Below are 19,380 nucleotides of genomic sequence, written 5' to 3' on the forward strand. Positions count from 1 at the left end.
GATGAGACTGGAACAGATGTACCAGGAAGTGATCCTGGACCACTACAAGCACCCGCACAACCGCGGCCTGCGGGAACCGTTCGGGGCACAGGTGCACCACGTGAACCCCACCTGCGGTGACGAGGTGACGCTGCGGGTCGCGCTGTCGGCCGACGGTGAGACGGTCCGCGACATCTCCTATGACGGGCAGGGCTGTTCCATCAGCCAGGCCGCCACCTCGGTGCTGACCGATCAGGTGATCGGGCAGAGTGTGGGTGACGCACTGAAGACGGTGGCCGCCTTCACCGAGATGATCTCCTCACGTGGCAACGTTGCAGGAGACGAGGACGTGCTCGGCGACGGAATCGCCTTCGCCGGAGTGTCCAAATACCCCGCACGGGTGAAATGCGCGCTGCTGGGCTGGACGGCGTTCAAGGCCGCCCTCGCCGAGGCCAGCCATGATGTGGAGGACAGACGATGACCGAGACCGGTCCCGTGAACGAGGAACTGCTCGCCGATGTCGAGGAGGCCATGCGTGATGTGGTCGACCCCGAACTCGGTATCAACGTCGTGGACCTCGGCCTGGTCTACGGCATGAATCTCGAGGAGGGCGACGCGGGCACCGTCGCGCTCATCGATATGACGCTCACCTCGGCGGCCTGCCCGCTCACCGATGTCATCGAGGATCAGTCCCGTAATGCGCTGGTCGGCGCCGGCCTGGTCAACGAGATCAAGATCAACTGGGTGTGGAACCCGCCGTGGGGCCCGGACAAGATCACCGACGACGGTCGCGAGCAGCTGCGCGCGCTGGGTTTCACCGTCTGATTTCTGCGCAGCGGCGCACAATCACCGGATGGTCACCATTCCGGCCCGGGTGTGGCGACAGGGACCGTACGGCCGTGCACTGATCGTCGGCGGTGTGGTCGGCCTGTCGCTGGGAGTGCTGGCCTGGATCGACTCCGGGTTGGCGGCGGCCGGAATCGCTGTGTTCGTGGTGGTCGGCGGCTGGTACGGGTCCTGGATGGCACGTCGCATGGCGCGATTCTGGCCGGCGGCGCGCACCCTGACCGGTGCGCAGCGCCTGGCGGTGGCCGGTGCGGCGCGCCGCGGTGTCGCGGTGCCGGACCCTGCCCTGAGCGGCGCCCTTGCCGATTACGCGTGCGGCTTGCACGCGGCGGCCGACCAGGCGCGGCCGTGGCGCAGACTACTGATTTTCGTGCTCGTGGTGGCGGTCCTGACGGCGGTGTGGGACGCGGTGTTCGGATCACTGGGCAATGCCGTGGTGTCGTGCATCTATCTGGCGTTGCTGGCGGCCGAGATCTGGTGGTGGCCGACGCGGCAGGATCAGCTGCTGGCCAATGCGGACGCCGCGTGCTCCAGCACGCGGATCTCATAGGGTCCGACCCCGACGGTGTCGCCGTCGCCGGGTGCGATGTCCATCGGTGCGCCGGTCTTGTTGATCACCAACAGTTTGCGTTCGCCGGCCGGTGAGAGGAACCCCTGCGCGTGGATGCGTGGGTCCGGGTGACCGGGGTGGCCGGCAGCGGTGGCCACCAGGGTGTCGCCGGGACCGAAGTGCCGCAGCAGGTAGGCCAGCGCATCGTATCGCGCGTTGGGTTCGCCGGTTTCCCAGTCGATCAGGCTGACACCGGGGATCATCGCGGGGTAGTCCATGAACTCGGCGATGCCCACCAGGTCGACGCCGATCTCCAGCAGCCTGGCCCACAGATAGGACTGCACGGCCGCGCTGAGGCGCCAGTACTCCTGCGAGATCTCCGGTTCGGGGTTCATCAGGTCGGCCGGGAAGGTGCCGACCTCGTTGATGAACGTCCGGGTGTCCGGCGCGATCCTGCGCCGGATCGAGTCGATCAGCCGCACCTGCTCGATGAAGCCTTCGACCTGCGCGAAATAGATGTCGCGCCAGTGGCTTTCCGGTGCATTCAGTTCGGGTGCGGTGGGGTCGATGATCTCCGGGTGAGCGTAGAAGTGGTAGGACATGGCGTGCGGGGCACGCCCGTCGTGATGGTTGGCCGGGTCCAGGAAGGTCCAGAAGTATTCCGGGTCGCGGTGCATGTGCGTCAGTGACAGACCGACGAACTTCATCTGCGGATCCAGCGGTTGCAGACGCCGGACCACGGCGTCGTACAGCGCGGTATAGGTCTGCGGCGTCATCCCGCGCATATCCGGTTCGCACAGCACTTCCCAGTACGCGAAGCGATACCGGTGACCCGACTCGTGCCGGCCTCCGAGTTCGTCGGTGAAACCGCCGGCGATGTACCAGCTCGCGATCCGATAGAAGTACTCGGCGACCTCGGTCAGGGTGGGGTCGCGAAACTCCGTGCCGCGTTCGTAATCCCAGACGATCTCGTCGGGATCGGCGGGTACGTCGACCGGGTCGGTGAACATCCAGGCCGGGATGGTCGCGAAATTGGCAACCACCGCGCGCCCCTCGGCGGCGGCCATGAAGTCCTCGACGAACGGATCGAGATGGCCGAAATTCCAATGGGTCTCGGTGACGGTCGGCGGTTCGAGCTGGGGTACCGACAACCGCGGATGGGAGAACCAGGGCAGAAACCGGACCAGATCGGCCCGCAGATCGCGCAGCGCGCCGAACGCCCTGTCGTGTACCGGTGATCCCCGGCGCAACGGGGGAGCGGTCCACAGATGCGTGGTCAGGGTGGTCCGTGACACCCCGGTGCTGCGCTGCCAGTCGACGTGGACGGGGATGGTCACGATGCTCCTTCGCGGGTGGTCGAGATGCCGAGCGCGGGCATGATGGCCTGCTCGACGATGGCGCGGCGGACGTTGGCGTCGGGAAGCTCGCCGTTGTCGATCTGATGCTTGATGACCAGTGCCTCGCCGATATCGCAGACGATCGGGGTCACCCGGGCCGGGTCGATCTCGCCGCGGGCGGCGTAGTGCTCGAGGACGGTGCGGGTGAAGCGCCCGCCGTGGGCGTCGAACACCCGGCGGTACAACTCGTCGACCAGATCCGGGCGGCGACGCCGCTCGCCGAGGATCGCGGCCACCGCGGGGGCCGTCGGCCCCGACAGCCAGTCGGTGAGCTGCTCCAGCGAGCGCACCAGATCACCGCGCAGATTTCCGCCGCGGACGGTGGGCTGCTCTCGCGGGTAGGCCGCAGCCAGAGCGTCGAGCAGGAGTTCCTCCACGGTGCTCCAGTGCCGATAGATCGAGGTTCGGGCCGCGCCAGCGCGCCGCGCGACGCCGTCCACGGTGAGCCCTGCCAGTCCGGCCTCGGCGATCTCGGCGAGCACCGCGTCCCGGCAGTCGTTCTTGAGTGACTCCACAGGTCGGCGCATGCGGCCACCATAGCTACACATATGTAGCTACACAAGTGCATCTATCAAGGCTCGACCGGAATCCGTTTGAGGTCGCCCATGGCAGGCCATACTGGGAATTCGGGGACCGGCCGCGACGTTAGGGAGAACGTGAGTACAAAGGACATCACCGCAGCAGAGTTCAAGTCGATCGTCGACGAAAACGACATCGTGCTCGTCGACTTCTGGGCGTCGTGGTGTGGTCCATGCCGTGCCTTCGCGCCGACGTTCGGCGCCTCGGCGGACAAGCATCCCGACGTCGTCCACGCCAAGGTGGACACCGAGGCCGAGCCGGAGTTGGCGCAGGCCGCCGAGATCCAGGCCATCCCGACCCTGATGGCGTTCAAGAAGGGGCACCAGGTGTTCCGGCAGTCCGGTGCGCTCGGCCCCGCCCAGCTCGAGGAACTGATCACCAAGATCAAGGACTTCGACATCGACGCCGCCATCGCGTCGCAGCAGAACTGACGCTCTGAGCCGGTCACGGCCCGGCACGCGATAGCGTGCACGACGTGACCGAGCACCGCGAATTCGTAAAGGTCGACCAGCCGACACCGGGCGTGGCGTTGGTCACGTTGAACCGGCCGGAGCGGATGAACTCCATGGCGTTCGACGTCATGGTCCCGCTGCGCTCGGTGTTGGACGACCTGCGCCACGACAACGCGGTGCGCGCGGTCGTCCTCACCGGTGCCGGCCGGGGATTCTCCTCGGGCGCCGACCACAAATCCGCCGGATCGGTTCCGCATGTCGACGGGCTGACCCGGCCAAGCTACGCGCTGCGCTCGATGGAGGTGCTCGACGACGTCATCCTGGCGCTGCGCCGGCTGCACCAACCGGTGATCGCGGCGGTCAACGGTGCCGCCATCGGCGGTGGCCTGTGTCTTGCCCTGGCATGCGATATCCGGGTTGCCGCGGCGGGTGCGTACTTCCGGGCCGCCGGTATCAACAACGGCCTGACGGCCAGCGAGTTGGGCCTGTCCTATCTGCTGCCGCGCGCCATCGGGGCCTCGCGCGCCTTCGAGATCATGCTCACCGGACGCGATGTCGACGCCGCCGAAGCCGAGCGCATCGGCCTGGTCTCCAGCGTCGCACCCGAGGACGAGCTGTTGTCGCGGTGCTTTGCCATGGCCGAGCGCATCGCGGCGTTCTCCCGGCCCGGAATCGAGTTGACCAAGCGCACGCTGTGGAGTGGACTGGACGCCGGTAGCCTGGAGGGCCACATGCAGGCCGAAGGTCTCGGCCAGCTCTACGTGCGTCTGCTCACCGCCAACTTTGAAGAAGCGGTCGCCGCACGCAAAGATAAGCGTTCGCCGGTGTTCACCGACGACAAGTAGTCAACAGGAGGTAGTGGCGTGATCACCGCAACGGACCTGGAGGTCCGCGCCGGGGCGCGCACACTGCTGTCCATCGAGGGCGCCGCGCTGCGCATCCAACCCGGCGACCGGATCGGCCTGGTCGGGCGCAACGGCGCGGGCAAGACCACGACGATGCGCATTCTCGCCGGTGAGGGCGAGCCCTACGCGGGCAAGGTGGAGTCGACCGGGGAGATCGGGTATCTGCCGCAGGATCCTCGCGAGGGCGACCTGGACGTGCTGGCGCGCGACCGCGTGCTCTCGGCCCGCGGACTGGACACCTTGCTGGCCGATCTGGAGAAGCAGCAGGTCCTGATGGCCGAAGTCGCCGACGACTCGGCCCGCGACCGCGCGGTGCGTCGCTACGGCCAGTTGGAGGAACGCTTCGCCGCCCTCGGCGGGTACGCCGCCGAGAGCGAGGCGGGCCGGATCTGCGCCAGCCTCGGCCTGCCCGACCGGGTGCTGACGCAGCCGTTGCGCACGCTGTCGGGTGGGCAGCGCCGCCGGGTCGAACTGGCCCGCATCCTGTTCGCGGCGTCCGATACCGGATCGGGATCGGCCACCACGCTGCTGCTCGATGAGCCCACCAACCACCTCGACGCCGACTCGATCGGTTGGCTGCGCAGCTTCCTGCAGAACCACACCGGCGGGCTGGTGGTGATCAGCCACGATGTCGACCTGCTCGCCGACGTGGTGAACCGGGTGTGGTTCCTCGACGCCGTGCGTGGCGAGGCCGATGTCTACAACATGGGCTGGCAGAAGTATCTGGACGCCCGGGCCACCGACGAACAACGACGCCGTCGCGAACGTGCCAACGCCGAGAAGAAGGCGGGCGCGCTGCGGGCGCAGGCAGCCAAGATGGGCGCCAAGGCCACCAAAGCGGTTGCGGCACAGAACATGTTGCGCCGTGCCGAGCGGATGATCGCCGAGCTCGACGACGAGCGGGTGGCCGACAAGGTGGCGCGTATCAAGTTCCCTGTGCCCGCACCGTGCGGTAAGACACCGCTGGTGGTGAAGGGGCTGACCAAGACCTACGGTTCGCTGGAAGTGTTCACCGGCGTCGATCTGGCGATCGACCGGGGTTCTCGGGTTGTGGTATTGGGTCTCAACGGCGCCGGCAAGACCACATTGCTGAGATTGCTGGCGGGCACCGAAACCCCGGATGCCGGCGGGTTGGTGCCCGGGCACGGCCTCAAGATCGGGTATTTCGCCCAGGAGCACGACACCCTGGACAACGAGGCGACGGTGTGGGAGAACATCCGCCATGCCGCGCCCGATACCGGTGAGCAGGACCTTCGAGGACTGCTGGGCGCGTTCATGTTCACCGGGCCGCAGCTCGACCAGCCGGCCGGCACGCTGTCCGGTGGCGAGAAGACCCGGTTGGCGCTGGCCGGCCTGGTGGCCTCGACGGCCAACGTGCTGTTGCTCGACGAGCCGACCAACAACCTCGACCCCGCCTCACGCGAGCAGGTGCTCGACGCGCTGCGCAGTTACCAGGGTGCGGTGGTGCTGGTGACCCACGATCCCGGTGCTGCCGAGGCTCTGGACCCCCAGCGGGTGGTGCTGTTGCCCGACGGTACCGAGGATTTCTGGTCCACCGAGTACCGGGATCTCATCGAGCTGGCATAGCGCTGCGCGCAACGCTTTTCATCGATTCCGATCCGTCGCGTTTACCCATTCGTAGTCTGGGTATCCGCGACGAGGATCGGGAGTGGGGAGAAATCGATGAATGAAATGAGCAAGTCCCGTGAGCAGATCCTGACCGACCTGCGCAGCGCCTATGAACGTGGCGCGAGCATTCGGTCGCTGGTCGCGCAGACCGGCCGATCGTACGGGTCCGTGCACAGCATGTTGCTCGAGTCCGGCACGCGGATGCGGAGTCGCGGCGGGCCCAATCACCGCCGTAAAGCCGGCTGACGCTCAGCGCGGGTGTCGCACCGAATCCTCGACGAGGTCCAGCACCGCGCTGAGGTTCTCGGTGTCCTCACCGGATGCCAACCGCGCCACCAGACCGTCCAGGACCAAGTCCAGATAGGTCTGCAGCACCGCACCCGGCACGTCCTCGCGCAGCCGTCCGGCCTGCTTCTGCTTGCGTAGCCGCTCGGTGGTGGCCGCCGACAGTTCGGCCGACCGCTCGGCCCAACCCTGATGAAACGCAGGGTCGTTGCGCAGCTTGCGCGCGATCTCCAGCCTGGTGACCAACCAGTCGAATTGGTCGGGTGCGGCAAGCAGATCGCGCATCACCTGGATCAACCCCTCGCGCGCGGCGACGTCCGCCATCCGTTCGGCATCTTCGCGGGCCAGTTCGAAGAACAGGGTGTCCTTGTCCTTGAAGTGGTGGAAGATGGCGCCGCGCGACAGCCCGATGGTGTGTTCGAGCCGCCGCACGGTCGCCTTCTCATAGCCGTACTCGGCGAAGCAGCGCCGGGCGCCGTCGAGGATCTGGCGGCGTCGCGCGGCCAGATGATCGTCGGTTACCCGTGGCACGGTGGTTCCGTTGCCTCTGTGCCCCCTGCCTATTTCGCCTTGAGCATGTTGCGCAGCACGTACTGCAGGATGCCACCGTTGCGGTAGTAGTCGGCCTCACCCGGGGTGTCGATGCGGACCACCGCGTCGAACTCCACCTTCGAGCCGTCCTCCTTGGTGGCGGTGACGTGCACCGTCTTCGGCGTTTTGCCGTTGTTGAGCTCTTCGATACCGGTGATGTCGAAGGTCTCGGTGCCATCGAGCTTCAGCGACGCGGCCGACTCGCCGGCCGGGAACTGCAGCGGGATGACGCCCATGCCGATCAAGTTGGACCGGTGGATGCGCTCGAAGCTCTCGGTGATGACCGCACGCACACCGAGCAGCGTGGTGCCCTTGGCCGCCCAGTCACGCGAGGAGCCCGAGCCGTATTCCTTTCCGCCCAGCACCACCAGCGGGATGCCCGCCTTCTGGTAGTTGACCGAGGCGTCGTAGATGAACGCCTGCGGACCGCCATCCTGGGTGAAGTCGCGGGTGTAGCCACCGGAGACATCGTCGAGCAATTGGTTCTTCAGCCGGATGTTGGCGAAGGTGCCGCGGATCATCACCTCGTGGTTACCGCGCCGCGAGCCCAGCGAGTTGAAGTCCTTGCGCTCCACACCGTTGGCCTCCAGGTACTGCGCGGCCGGGGTGCCCGGCTTGATCGCACCGGCCGGGCTGATGTGGTCGGTGGTGACCGAATCGCCCAGCAGGGCAAGCACTCTGGCTCCGGTGATGTCAGAGACCGGCTCCGGCTCGGCGGGCATACCGTCGAAATAGGGCGCCTTGCGCACGTAGGTGGAGCTGTCATCCCAGGCGAAGGTGTTGCCTTCTGGCGTCGGCAGTGAGCGCCACCGGTCATCGCCCTTGAACACGTCGGCGTAGGACTCGGCGAACATGTCGCGGTCGATCGAGGAGGCGATCACCTCCTGGATCTCGGCGGCAGAGGGCCAGATGTCGGAGAGGAACACGTCGTTGCCGTCGTTGTCCTGCCCCAGCGGATCCGATTCGAAGTCGAAGTCCATGGTGCCGGCGATGCCGTAAGCGATCACCAGCGGCGGGGAGGCCAAGTAGTTCATCTTGACGTCGGGGGAGATGCGGCCCTCGAAGTTGCGGTTACCCGACAGCACGGCGGTGACCGACAGGTCGTTGTCGTTGATGGCCTTGGAGATCTCGTCGGGCAGCGGGCCGGTGTTGCCGATGCACGTGGTGCAGCCGTAGCCACCCAGGTAGTAACCGAGCTTCTCCAGGTATGGCCACACGCCGGCCTTGTTGTAGTAGTCGGTGACCACCTGCGAACCGGGCGCCATGTTGGTCTTCACCCAGGGCTTGGTGGTCAGACCCTTCTCGACCGCCTTCTTGGCCAGCAGCGCGGCGCCCAGCATCACCGAAGGGTTGGAGGTGTTGGTGCAGGACGTGATGCCGGCGACCACCACGGCGCCGTGGTCGAGCACGAACTCGCCACGCTCGTCGGACTTCACGGTGACCGGCTTGGTGGGTCGGCCCTCCGAGCCGTTGGCGGCGGACGGGCGGGCGTCCACGGCGCCGTCGTCGGCGAAGGACAGCGACACCGGATCGCTGGCCGGGAACGACTCGTCGACGGCCTCGTCCAGCTTGGTCTCCGGAGTCGGCAGGTTCTCCTCGACGTAGTTGTGGATGTCCTTGCGGAAGGCGTTCTTGGCGTCCGAGAGCTCGATGCGGTCCTGCGGGCGCTTGGGGCCTGAGATCGACGGCACCACGGTGGACAGATCCAGCTCGAGGTACTCGGAGAACACCGGCTCCTTGTCGGGGTTGTGCCACATGCCCTGTTCCTTGGCGTACGCCTCGACCAGTGCGAGCTGCTCCTCGGTTCGCCCGGTCAGCCGCAGGTAGTTGATGGTCTCCGCGTCGATCGGGAACATCGCTGCGGTGGAACCGAATTCGGGGCTCATGTTGCCCAGGGTGGCGCGATTGGCCAGCGGCACCTCGGCCACACCGTTGCCGTAGAACTCGACGAACTTGCCGACCACGCCGTGCTTGCGCAGCATGTCGGTGACGGTGAGCACCACGTCGGTGGCGGTGACGCCGGGCTTGATCTCACCGGTCAGCTTGAACCCGACGACGCGGGGGATGAGCATCGATACCGGCTGGCCCAGCATGGCCGCCTCGGCCTCGATACCGCCGACGCCCCAGCCCAGCACGCCGAGGCCGTTCTCCATGGTGGTGTGGCTGTCGGTGCCCACGCAGGTGTCGGGGTACGCGACGCCATCCCTGGTCATCACGACGCGGGCCAGATACTCGATGTTCACCTGGTGCACGATGCCGGTGCCCGGGGGGACGACCTTGAAGTCGTCGAACGCGCCCTGGCCCCAACGCAGGAATTGGTAGCGCTCGCCGTTGCGCTCGTATTCGAGTTCGACGTTGCGCTCGAAGGCGTCGGCGCGGCCGAACACGTCGAGGATGACCGAATGGTCGATGACCATCTCCGCGGGAGAGAGCGGGTTGACCTTGTCCGGGTCGCCGCCGAGGGTCGCCACGGCCTCACGCATGGTGGCGAGGTCGACGATGCAGGGCACGCCGGTGAAGTCCTGCATCAGCACCCGGGCCGGGGTGAACTGGATCTCGATGCTCGGCTCAGCCTGCGGATCCCAGTTGGCGATGGCCTCGATGTGTTCCTTGGTGATGTTCGCGCCGTCCTCGGTGCGCAGCAGGTTCTCCGCGAGCACCTTGAGGCTGTAGGGCAGCTTCTCGGTACCGGGCACCGCGTCGAGGCGGTAGATCTCATAACTGTTGTCCCCGACGGTCAGCGTGTCGCGGGCTCCAAACGAATTGACCGAATCTGTGCTACTCACATCAACTCCCGGTTAGATCTCGCCGCGACGGGCTGTGTCGACGGCACCACTGATCCTAACAGTACGCTTGTCCTGCATAGCTGGGCGGGTGGGTTCCAGTCTTCTCCAGTGCGCCGCCGTATGCGACCGCTCGGCCAGATGGTGAGATCACGCCGACGTCACGCGGCGGTGACAGGTGGCGAGTCGGGTGATGGCCGGCGCGCGCGGCGGCGGTACGGTGCGGTGGTGACCGGACCGCACGTACTGCCGCACATCCCCGCCTACATCCCGCCCGGGGTGGACATGAACCTGGTCAAGGACCAGGTCGGCGACGGTGGCGTCAGCGCCCCGCCTGGGGCCGATATCGCCGCCTTGCGCGATGTGGTCACGGCGGCCGAAGCGGACGGTATCGAGCTCAAGATCGTCGTCATCGACCAGAATCCGCCGATCGACACACCGCTGCGCGATATCGCGACCGAGGTGGGCCAGGACTTCCCCGGCTCCACGGTGCTGGCCATCAGCCCCTTCTATGCAGGCACCTATAGCCGGGCTTTCGACCGGGTGACTCTGGAGGCCGGTCAGGACCTCGCGAAAACCGGCGATCCGGTGCTGTCTTCGCAAAATTTCGTGACCCAATTGCAAACTCCGGACTTTCCCTGGACGCCGTTTACCGTGGTGCTTGTGCTAGGCGTTGCCTTGGCCGCCGTTTGTACCCGTGTACTGCAGGTTCGTGCCCGTCGGAGCGTTGCTGATACGGGCTCTGCAAGCCCCCGCGAGTAATCGCCGAACGGCCTTCTTCGAATTCGAATATCACCGTTCGATAACGGTCATTTCAATTACATTCATGTAATTTGTGACTAAAGTTTCTTTAGCGCGTGATGTGACGTACGGTGCAAACAGTGTTTGGTGTTTCAGCTGTGATTGATGTGACTCCTGACACGGATGTGCCAAACGTTCCGCGTTGAGCCCTAGGAGACTTGAGTCGAATGAGACGCACCCCGGGCGCCTCCGCGTCCCGTTTCTACGGGCGAGTCTGCGCGGTACCCCTGACGATGGGCCTGTTGTGCGCGGGCGCGCTGCCGCACAGCCCGATCACCGGGCCGGTCGCGATCGCCGACCCGGTCAAACCGGAAGGGATCGCGGCGCTGGTGGCCGCGGTCGCCGACGCCAACCAGAAGCTGCAGGATCTCGGTGCGGCAGTACAGCTTCAGCAGGAAAGCGTCAACAAGGCGTTGGTCGAGGTGCAGACCGCACGCGACAACGCCGCGACCGCCGCGGCCGAGGTCGAGGCCAGTCGGCGCGGTGTGGAAGACGCCGGCGCCGCGATCGCCGATGCGCAACGACGCGTCGACACCTACGCCGTCGCCGCCTATGTCAACGGCCCCTCGGCGTCCTATCTGACGGCCGCCGATCCGGACGCGGCGCTGCACACCGCGGCCACCGGGCAGGCGCTCGCCGCAAGCTCGCAGCAGGTGATGGCCGACCTGCAGAAGGCGCGCACCGAACAGGTGAACCGCGAGTCCGCGGCGCGACTGGCCAAGGAGAACGCCGACAAGGCCGCCGCCGCGGCGCAGACGAGCCAGGACGCCGCCGTCGCCAGCCTGACACAGGCGCAGCAGACCTTCGGATCGCAGCAGGCCGAACTGGACCGTCTCACCGCCGAACGTGCTGCCGCACAAGCGAAGCTGGATGCCGTGCGACCGGCTCTGCCGCTGGCGGCACCGTCGGGACCGGTGCCTGCGGGCCGGGCTCCGGCGCCCGCCGCACCGGGCGGTGCGGCGCCGACCGGACGTGCTCCGGCCGCCGACTGGGACCGCAAGCCCGGCGGACCGGCGCCCGCGCAGTCCAGTCAATGGGATCTGACCCTGCCGGCCATCCCGAGCGCCTTCGTCAGCGGCGATCCCATCGCGATCATCAACGCGATCCTGGGCATCATGCAGACCTCGGCCCAGGTGACCGCGGACATGGGCCGAAAGTTCCTGCAGAAGCTCGGCATCCTGCCGACGCCGACCGGATTCACCAACAACGGCGCCATTCCCCGGGTGCATGGCCAGACGGCATCCGAGTACGTCATCAAGCGCGCCATGTCGCAGATCGGTGTGCCGTACTCGTGGGGTGGCGGCAACGCCGCCGGGAAGAGCAACGGTATCGATTCCGGCGCAGGCACAGTAGGTTTCGACTGTTCGGGTCTGGTGTTGTATGCGTTCGCCGGGGTCGGTATCAAGCTTCCGCACTACTCGGGCGCCCAGTACGACATGGGACGCAAGATCCCGACATCGCAGATGCGCCGCGGCGACGTCCTGTTCTGGGGTCCCGGCGGCAGCCAGCACGTCGCCATCTACCTCGGTAACAACCAGATGATCGAGGCCCCGTACACCGGCTCACACGTCAAGATCTCACCGGTGCGCACCAGTGGCATGACCCCGCATGCCGTCCGTTACATCGAGTACTGAACGTAGGGAATTCCTTGAACTCCAAACGCTTTCGAAACCTCAACCGGGTGCTCGCCGCGCTGGCGGTGGCCGGCGCGATGGCCATCGGCAGCGCATCGCCTGCGACCGCGGCGCCGGAATGGGATCCGACCCTGCCGGCCCGGCCCAGCTCGGGTGCGCCCGGTGACCCCGTGGCGATCGCGAATGCGTCGTTCCAGGTGAGCAAGATCGCGCTGGAAACCACTCAAAGCCTGGGCTCGAAATTCCTGCAGTCCATCGGGCTGGCGCCCGCGCCGGCCGCCTCCACCGGCGGCCTGCCGATGGGTGCCCGGGTGCGCGGACCGCAGGCCATCGAGTACGTGATCCGCCGCGGTGGATCCCAGCTCGGTGTGCCCTACTCCTGGGGTGGCGGCACGCTGACCGGACCCGGCCCCGGCGTCGACTATGACGCCGGCAAGATCGGCTACGACTGCTCGGGTTTCACCCGCTATGCCTTCGCCGGTGTGGGCGTGCAGATCCCGAAGTATTCGGGTGATCAGTACAACTTCGGCCGGGCCATCCCGCCGTCGCAGGCCAAACGCGGTGACCTGATCTTCTGGGGTCCCGGCGGCAGCCAGCACGTGGCCATCTATCTGGGCGGCGGCAAGATGCTGGAGGCCTCCGGCAGTGCGGAGAAGGTGACCGTCAGCCCGCTGCGTACCGCCGGGATGTCACCGCACCTGGTTCGTATCATCGAATCCTGACGTACCCGCCACGCTGGGTGGGTGACGTCGACGGATCTCGAACTGCCTGGAATAGTTGACGGCGGATGCCCCGCCACCTCGGCGGTCGCCATGAAGTCCAGCGAGTTTGTTGCAGATCGACCGTGGGAGGAAGCTAGATGACGTCACCGAGTGGGCCGCCGCAGGGCGCCGGAGGCTATCAAGGCCCGGCCCCGACGCAGGGCTACCCGCCCGGCACGCAGAGCGCACCGCCCGCGAGTGCAGGCCTGCAGGGCGAGGTGCACACCCTGGAGCGGGCGATCTTCGAGGTCAAGCGCATCATCGTCGGCCAGGACCGCCTGGTGGAACGGATGCTGGTCGGCCTGCTCGCCAAGGGGCACGTCCTGCTCGAAGGTGTGCCCGGTGTGGCCAAGACCCTCGCGGTGGAGACCTTCGCCAAGGTCGTCGGCGGCACCTTCGCGCGTATCCAGTTCACCCCGGACCTGGTGCCCACCGACATCGTCGGTACCCGCATCTACCGCCAAGGTCAGGAGGAGTTCGACATCGAACTCGGCCCGGTGGTGGTCAACTTCCTGCTCGCCGACGAGATCAACCGTGCCCCGGCCAAGGTGCAGTCCGCACTGCTGGAGGTCATGGCCGAGCGCAAGATCTCCATCGGCGGCAAGACCTTCCCGCTGCCGACGCCGTTTTTGGTGATGGCCACCCAGAACCCGATCGAGCAGGAGGGTGTCTATCAGCTGCCCGAGGCGCAGCGTGACCGCTTCCTGTTCAAGCTCAACGTCGACTACCCGTCGCCGGAGGAAGAGCGCGAGATCATCTACCGGATGGGCGTGAAACCGCCTGAGCCCAAGCAGATCCTGAACACCGGTGACCTGCTTCGGCTGCAGGAGGTGGCGGCCAACAACTTCGTCCATCACGCACTCGTCGACTATGTGGTGCGCATCGTCACCGCGACCCGCGAGCCGGAGAAGTTCGGCATGCCCGATGCCAAGTCGTGGATCGCCTACGGCGCCTCGCCGCGCGCCTCGCTCGGCATCATCTCGGCGTCCCGCGCGCTGGCGCTGGTGCGCGGTCGCGATTACGTCATCCCGCAGGATGTCGTCGAGGTGATCCCGGATGTGCTGCGGCACCGTCTGGTGCTCACCTACGACGCGCTGGCCGACGAGGTCTCGGCCGAGACCGTGATCAACCGCATCATGCAGACGGTCGGGCTGCCTCAGGTCAATGCCATTCCGCAGCAAGGTCATTCGGCGCCTCCCGGGGTGCCCGCCGCGGCGGCGGCCGGCGGTCGGTGACCGGGACCGGGCCGGATCGTTCGGCTTCGCCGAAGCAAGGACGGACGGTCGACCTGCCCTCGCTCAAGCGTGGTGAGATCCGCGATCCCGCACTGAGTGCGGCGCTGCGCAAGCTCGAGCTGACGGTGCGACGCAAGCTCGACGGGGTGTTGCACGGCGATCACCTCGGCCTGATCCCCGGACCGGGTTCGGAGCCAGGGGAGTCGCGGATGTACCAGCCCGGCGACGACGTCCGCCGGATGGACTGGTCGGTGACCGCACGCACCACCCAACCGCATGTCCGGCAGATGATCGCCGACCGCGAGCTGGAAACCTGGCTCGTGGTCGATGTGTCGTCCAGCCTGGACTTCGGCACCACCGGGTGCGAGAAACGCGATCTGGCGGTGGCGGCCTCGGCGGCCATCGCGTTCCTCAACAGCGGCGGCGGCAACCGCATCGGTGCGGTGATCTCCAACGGCGCGTCGATGAAGCGGGTGCCCGCACTGTCCGGTCGCCTGCACGAGCAGGAGTTGTTGCGCGCCATCGCCACCACGCCGCAGGCCCCGATGGGGGTGCGCGGCGACCTGGCCGGTGCGATCGATGCGTTGCGCAGGCCCGAGCGCCGGCGCGGGATGGCCGTCATCATCAGTGACTTCCTCGGACCGATCGACTGGATGCGCCCGTTGCGGGCCATCGCCGGTCGCCACGAGGTGCTCGGTATCGAGGTCATCGATCCGCGCGATGTGGAACTGCCCGCGGTCGGTGATGTGGTGCTGCAGGACACCGAATCCGGTGTCACGCGCGAGTTCACCATCGACGAAAAGCTGCGGGACGATTTCGCCCGTGCCTCGGCGGCGCACCGTGCCGAAGTGGCCCGTACCTTGCGTCGCTGTGATGCGCCGCTGCTGACGCTGCGTACCGACCGGGACTGGATCGCCGACGTGGTGCGCTTCGTGGCGGACCGGCGCCGGGGTGCCATGGCCGGTGGTCGGTAGCGTGGGTGGGGCAATCGATACTGAAATGACTAGGCACACATGACATTGCCGTTGCTCGGCCCGATGAGCCTTTCGGGCTTCGAACACAAGTGGTTCTTCCTGTTCCTGCTGGCGGTCCTGGGACTTGTCGCGCTCTACATCGTGGTGCAGCGGGCACGCAAGCAGCGGATCCTGCGGTTCGCCAACATGGAACTGCTGGAGCGGGTGGCGCCCAAGCAGCCGACCCGCTGGCGGCACCTGCCCGCCATCCTGCTGATCGCGGCGCTGACCCTGCTGACCATCGCCATGGCCGGGCCGACCAACGACGTCCGCGTCCCGCGCAACCGTGCCGTCGTGATGCTCGTCATCGACGTCTCGCAGTCCATGCGTGCCACTGACGTGGCACCGAGCCGGCTGGTCGCCGCTCAGGAGGCGGCCAAGCAGTTCGCCGACCAGTTGACCCCGGGTATCAACCTGGGACTGATCGCTTATGCGGGCACGGCCACCGTGCTGGTGTCCCCGACGACCAATCGCGAGGCCACCAAGAATGGCATCGACAAACTGCAGTTGGCCGACCGCACGGCCACCGGTGAGGGGATCTTCACCGCGCTGCAGGCCGTCGCCACCGTCGGCGCGGTGATCGGCGGCGGTGACGAGCCGCCACCGGCGCGCATCGTGCTGATGTCCGACGGCAAGGAAACGGTGCCATCGAACCCGGACAACCCCAAGGGTGCCTACACCGCGGCGCGCACCGCCAAGGATCAGGGTGTGCCCATCTCGACGGTGTCATTCGGCACTCCGTACGGCTACGTCGAGATCAACGAGCAGCGCCAGCCGGTTCCGGTGGACGACGAGATGCTGGGCCGGATCGCCGAACTCTCCGGCGGCGAGGCCTTCACCGCCTCCAGCCTGGAACAGCTCAAGGCGGTGTTCAGCTCGCTGCAGGAGCAGATCGGCTACGAGACCATCAAGGGTGACGCCAGCGTCGGCTGGCTGCGCCTCGGCGCTCTGACGCTGGCGCTGGCCGCGCTGGCGGCGCTGCTGATCAACCGCCGCCTGCCGGGCTAGTACCGGATCGTGCCCGCTGCCAGCGGCGGATAGACGCCCGACGGCGCGCCGTCGACGGTCGCGCCGGCGAACTGGAGCGCCGACAGCAGTTCCGGCTCGACGGCGGCGTGCAGATCCGGACCGGACACCGCGTCGAGTCGGTGCAACTGCTCAGGCGTCAGGGCAATTTCAAGTCCGGCCAGGTTGGCCTCCAGGTGCGCCAGTCGGCGCGCGCCCAGGATCGGGACGACAGTGCCGCGGCGAGACCGCAGCCAGCCCAGCGCCACCGCCGCCGAGGAGGTGCCCAATTCCTCGGCCACGGCGGCGACGGTCTCGATGACGGTGAACTCCGCGTCGGTCGGGCCGCCGACGTAGGCGGCCCGAGCCGAGTCGGTCACCTGGGCGCCGCGCCGGTACTTGCCGGACAGGTAGCCGTTCTGCAGTGGGCTCCACGGCACCAGCGCCATGCCCTGGTCTTCGGCGAGCGGAGCGACCTCACGCTCCACACCACGGTTGAGCAGCGAATATCCGATCTGCAGCGCGATCAGCGGTGTCCATCCCTGCAACAGTGCCGCGGTCTGCGCCTGCGCAGTGACCCAGGCCGGGATGTTCGAGAAGCCGAGGTACCGGATCTTTCCGGCCCGCACCAGGTCATCGAGGGTCCGCATGGTCTCTTCGATGGGCGTGTGCCGATCCCAGTTGTGCAACCAGTAGAGGTCGATGTGATCGGTGCGAAGCCGGCGCAGGCTGTCGTCGAGCTGGGCGATGATCGACCGGCGTCCGGCGCCACCGCCGTTGGGATCGCCGGGGAACATGTTGGTGAAGAACTTGGTGGCCAGGATGACACGATCCCGCCGGTGCGGATGAGCCGTGAAATAGTCGCCGAGGATCTTCTCGGAATGGCCGTTGGTGTAGAAGTTGGCGGTGTCGATGAAGTTGCCACCGCGCTCCAGGTAACCGGTGATGATGGCCTCGGACTCGGCGACGCTGCATCCGGCGCCGCCGTCGTCTTCACCGAAGGTCATCGCTCCCAACGCGAATGGGCTCACTCGCAATCCGGATCGGCCCAGTGTCAGGTAGTGGTCGAGGCTCATGCGCATTCTCCTTCTGTGGTTGTCGGACGGACATCTCATACAACCGCCGCGCTGCCGGGGCGGGGTAGACCGATCCGCGCGTCCTCTTGCCCGATCCTGCTGACTTCGCCTCGATCAGATAGGCGGGAGGGCTCCGAAGTGATTCAGTGGCTGTATGCACACCGACGACGCGCTGTCAGAGCTGCGCACGCTCGTCGACAGGCACGCGACGGACTCCATGTCGACACCGATCGATGGGCTGCTGCTGTCCCGGGTCAGCCGGTCGGTGCCGGAGTACTCGCTGACCGAACCGCTACTGGTGGTGATGGTCCAGGGCGCCAAGCGACTGCTGCTCGGCGACCGCACCTTCGAGTACCACGCCGGAGACCTGCTGGTGGTCACCACCGAGCTGCCGGTCAGCGGACACTTCGTCGGTGCCGACCCGCACACCCCGGCGTTGGGTGTCGGCGTCGTGCTGCGACCGGTGGCGATCACCGAACTGCTGCTCGATGCCCCGACCGGTGCGCGTCGGTCGTCGTCAGCGCCGGCCATGGCGACCGGCGCCGCCGGGCCCGAGCTGCTCGACGCGGTGCGGCGACTCGTCCGGCTGGTCGAGCGCCCCGGCGACGCCCCGGTGCTGGCCCCGCTGATCGAACGCGAAATCCTGTGGCGGCTGCTGACCGGACCGCAGGCGGCGGTGGTGGGTCAGATCGGATCCGCAGGCGGTGGGCTCGTCCATCTCAACCGGACGATCCGATGGATCCGCGAGAACTACGCCGAGCCGCTGCGCATCGCCGATCTGGCGTCGATCGCGGGGATGAGCCCATCGGCCTTTCACCGGCACTTCCGCGCCATCACGGCAATGAGCCCGTTGCAGTTCCAGAAGCAGATCCGCCTGCATCAGGCCAGAACGCTGTTGGCGACGCATCCCGGTGACATCGCCGGGGTCGGTCATCGCGTCGGCTATGACAGCCCGACCCAGTTCAGCCGGGAGTACCGCCGGATGTTCGGAGCGCCGCCGGGTCGCGACGCGGCGCGGCTGACTGCCCAGGGACCGCCTCTACCGTGAGCGCCGGTGACGCGATTTCGGACCGGCGCCGGTCAGGCACTAAGTTGGCGATCATGAGTGACACTGCTGCAACTGAAGCCGCGCCCGCCGGTCGTCCCGCATTCGTGTCCCGCTCGGTCCTGGTCACCGGTGGTAACCGGGGCATCGGCCTGGCGATCGCGCAGCGACTGGCCGCCGACGGCCACAAGGTGGCGGTGACCCACCGCGGTTCCGGCGCCCCGGAGGGACTGTTCGGTGTGGTGTGTGACGTCACCGACAACGAGGCCGTGGATCGCGCGTTCAAAGAGGTCGAGGAGCACCAGGGGCCGGTCGAGGTGCTGGTGTCCAACGCCGGTATCTCCAAGGACGCCTTCCTGATGCGGATGACCGAGGAACGTTTCACCGAGGTCATCAACGCCAACCTGACCGGTGCCTTCCGGGTGACCCAGCGCGCGTCACGCAGCATGCAGCGCAACCGGTTCGGCCGGATCATCTACATCGGATCGGTCTCCGGCATGTGGGGTATCGGCAACCAGGCCAACTACGCGGCCGCCAAGGCCGGCCTGATCGGCATGGCCCGCTCCATCTCCCGGGAACTGTCCAAGGCCGGCGTCACCGCCAACGTGGTGGCACCCGGGTACATCGACACCGAGATGACCCGCGCCCTGGACGAGCGGATCCAGGAAGGCGCGCTGGAGTTCATCCCCGCCAAGCGGGTCGGCACCGCCGAGGACGTGGCCGGCGCCGTCAGCTTCCTGGCGTCCGAGGATGCGGGATACATCGCCGGCGCGGTCATCCCCGTCGACGGCGGCATGGGCATGGGCCACTAGGG

The 19,380-nt window shown here is 67.1% G+C and carries 20 protein-coding genes; 15 read left to right on the plus strand and 5 right to left on the minus strand.

Annotated features, from left to right (window positions below; all coding sequences use genetic code 11):
* Window position 1 precedes the first annotated feature (1 nt).
* From sufU to ACWDUN_RS05080, 3 genes are read left to right on the plus strand one after another with little or no spacing between them, the layout of a single operon-like run.
* Entirely contained in the window at window positions 2-460 is a 459-nt protein-coding gene (gene sufU, locus ACWDUN_RS05070) for a Fe-S cluster assembly sulfur transfer protein SufU (RefSeq protein WP_449925385.1), read from the plus strand.
* Window positions 457-804 (plus strand): metal-sulfur cluster assembly factor, encoded by a 348-nt coding sequence (locus ACWDUN_RS05075; protein WP_449925388.1) that lies wholly within the window; start codon window positions 457-459, stop codon window positions 802-804. The genes sufU and ACWDUN_RS05075 overlap by 4 nt, the downstream gene beginning before the upstream one ends.
* Window positions 805-832: 28 nt before the next feature.
* Entirely contained in the window at window positions 833-1,375 is a 543-nt protein-coding gene (locus ACWDUN_RS05080; RefSeq protein ID WP_449925391.1) for a hypothetical protein, read from the plus strand.
* Here ACWDUN_RS05080 and ACWDUN_RS05085 read toward each other — a convergent pair.
* The gene (locus ACWDUN_RS05085) at window positions 1,324-2,712 is read right to left on the minus strand and encodes a hypothetical protein (RefSeq protein WP_449925393.1); all 1,389 of its coding nucleotides are present in this window, start codon (window positions 2,710-2,712) and stop codon (window positions 1,324-1,326) included. The genes ACWDUN_RS05080 and ACWDUN_RS05085 overlap by 52 nt on opposite strands.
* Window positions 2,709-3,299 carry a TetR/AcrR family transcriptional regulator gene (locus ACWDUN_RS05090; RefSeq protein ID WP_449925396.1) on the minus strand — a complete coding sequence of 197 codons (591 nt, stop codon included), beginning with the start codon at window positions 3,297-3,299 and terminating at the stop codon, window positions 2,709-2,711. Before ACWDUN_RS05090 ends, ACWDUN_RS05085 begins: the two co-directional genes overlap by 4 nt.
* Window positions 3,300-3,428: 129 nt before the next feature.
* Here ACWDUN_RS05090 and trxA point away from each other — a divergent pair, with 129 nt between their 5' ends.
* The 4 genes from trxA to ACWDUN_RS05110 all read left to right on the plus strand — a co-directional run bounded on the left by trxA (window position 3,429) and on the right by ACWDUN_RS05110 (window position 6,583).
* On the plus strand, window positions 3,429-3,782 hold the full coding sequence (trxA, locus tag ACWDUN_RS05095; RefSeq protein ID WP_449925398.1) for a thioredoxin: 354 nt from the start codon (window positions 3,429-3,431) through the stop codon (window positions 3,780-3,782).
* Between the two features lie 35 nt (window positions 3,783-3,817).
* Entirely contained in the window at window positions 3,818-4,648 is an 831-nt protein-coding gene (locus tag ACWDUN_RS05100) for an enoyl-CoA hydratase (protein ID WP_449925401.1), read from the plus strand.
* A gap of 18 nt (window positions 4,649-4,666) precedes the next feature.
* Complete coding sequence (locus ACWDUN_RS05105) at window positions 4,667-6,295, plus strand: ABC-F family ATP-binding cassette domain-containing protein (protein ID WP_449925404.1); 1,629 nt, start codon at window positions 4,667-4,669, stop codon at window positions 6,293-6,295.
* 96 nt (window positions 6,296-6,391) lie between these two features.
* Window positions 6,392-6,583, plus strand: coding sequence for a helix-turn-helix domain-containing protein (locus ACWDUN_RS05110; RefSeq protein ID WP_449925407.1), 192 nt, complete (start codon window positions 6,392-6,394; stop codon window positions 6,581-6,583).
* 3 nt (window positions 6,584-6,586) lie between these two features.
* Here ACWDUN_RS05110 and ACWDUN_RS05115 read toward each other — a convergent pair whose 3' ends face one another.
* Window positions 6,587-7,153, minus strand: a complete 567-nt coding sequence (locus ACWDUN_RS05115) for a TetR/AcrR family transcriptional regulator (protein WP_449925409.1) — start codon at window positions 7,151-7,153, stop codon at window positions 6,587-6,589.
* Between the two features lie 29 nt (window positions 7,154-7,182).
* A complete protein-coding gene (locus ACWDUN_RS05120) occupies window positions 7,183-9,999 on the minus strand; it encodes an aconitate hydratase (protein WP_449925412.1) in 2,817 nt (938 codons plus the stop codon).
* Between the two features lie 225 nt (window positions 10,000-10,224).
* Between ACWDUN_RS05120 and ACWDUN_RS05125 the strand changes: the two genes are divergently transcribed.
* The 6 genes from ACWDUN_RS05125 (at window position 10,225) to ACWDUN_RS05150 (ending at window position 16,448) form a co-directional block, all read left to right on the plus strand.
* Window positions 10,225-10,758, plus strand: a complete 534-nt coding sequence (locus ACWDUN_RS05125; RefSeq protein ID WP_449925414.1) for an Rv1476 family membrane protein — start codon at window positions 10,225-10,227, stop codon at window positions 10,756-10,758.
* 206 nt (window positions 10,759-10,964) lie between these two features.
* Window positions 10,965-12,431 (plus strand): NlpC/P60 family peptidoglycan endopeptidase RipA, encoded by a 1,467-nt coding sequence (gene ripA / locus ACWDUN_RS05130; RefSeq protein ID WP_449925416.1) that lies wholly within the window; start codon window positions 10,965-10,967, stop codon window positions 12,429-12,431.
* A gap of 14 nt (window positions 12,432-12,445) precedes the next feature.
* Entirely contained in the window at window positions 12,446-13,153 is a 708-nt protein-coding gene (gene ripB / locus ACWDUN_RS05135) for an NlpC/P60 family peptidoglycan endopeptidase RipB (protein WP_449925419.1), read from the plus strand.
* Window positions 13,154-13,290: 137 nt separating this feature from the next.
* Window positions 13,291-14,427 (plus strand): chaperone MoxR1, encoded by a 1,137-nt coding sequence (moxR1, locus tag ACWDUN_RS05140; protein ID WP_449925422.1) that lies wholly within the window; start codon window positions 13,291-13,293, stop codon window positions 14,425-14,427.
* Window positions 14,424-15,401 (plus strand): DUF58 domain-containing protein, encoded by a 978-nt coding sequence (locus ACWDUN_RS05145; protein WP_449925425.1) that lies wholly within the window; start codon window positions 14,424-14,426, stop codon window positions 15,399-15,401. Before moxR1 ends, ACWDUN_RS05145 begins: the two co-directional genes overlap by 4 nt.
* Before the next feature lie 39 nt (window positions 15,402-15,440).
* On the plus strand, window positions 15,441-16,448 hold the full coding sequence (locus ACWDUN_RS05150; RefSeq protein ID WP_449925431.1) for a VWA domain-containing protein: 1,008 nt from the start codon (window positions 15,441-15,443) through the stop codon (window positions 16,446-16,448).
* Here the strand turns inward: ACWDUN_RS05150 and ACWDUN_RS05155 are convergent.
* On the minus strand, window positions 16,445-17,521 hold the full coding sequence (locus tag ACWDUN_RS05155) for an aldo/keto reductase (protein WP_449925434.1): 1,077 nt from the start codon (window positions 17,519-17,521) through the stop codon (window positions 16,445-16,447). The two genes, ACWDUN_RS05150 and ACWDUN_RS05155, sit on opposite strands and share 4 nt — an antisense overlap.
* A gap of 154 nt (window positions 17,522-17,675) precedes the next feature.
* On the opposite strand from ACWDUN_RS05155, the gene ACWDUN_RS05160 reads away from it, so the two are divergent.
* Window positions 17,676-18,569, plus strand: coding sequence for an AraC family transcriptional regulator (locus ACWDUN_RS05160; protein WP_449925436.1), 894 nt, complete (start codon window positions 17,676-17,678; stop codon window positions 18,567-18,569).
* Window positions 18,570-18,622: 53 nt separating this feature from the next.
* Window positions 18,623-19,378 carry a 3-oxoacyl-ACP reductase FabG1 gene (fabG1, locus tag ACWDUN_RS05165; protein ID WP_449925438.1) on the plus strand — a complete coding sequence of 252 codons (756 nt, stop codon included), beginning with the start codon at window positions 18,623-18,625 and terminating at the stop codon, window positions 19,376-19,378.
* The last annotated feature ends 2 nt before the right edge of the window (window positions 19,379-19,380 follow it).

It is taken from the genome of Mycobacterium sp. NPDC003323 (genome assembly GCF_053589535.1).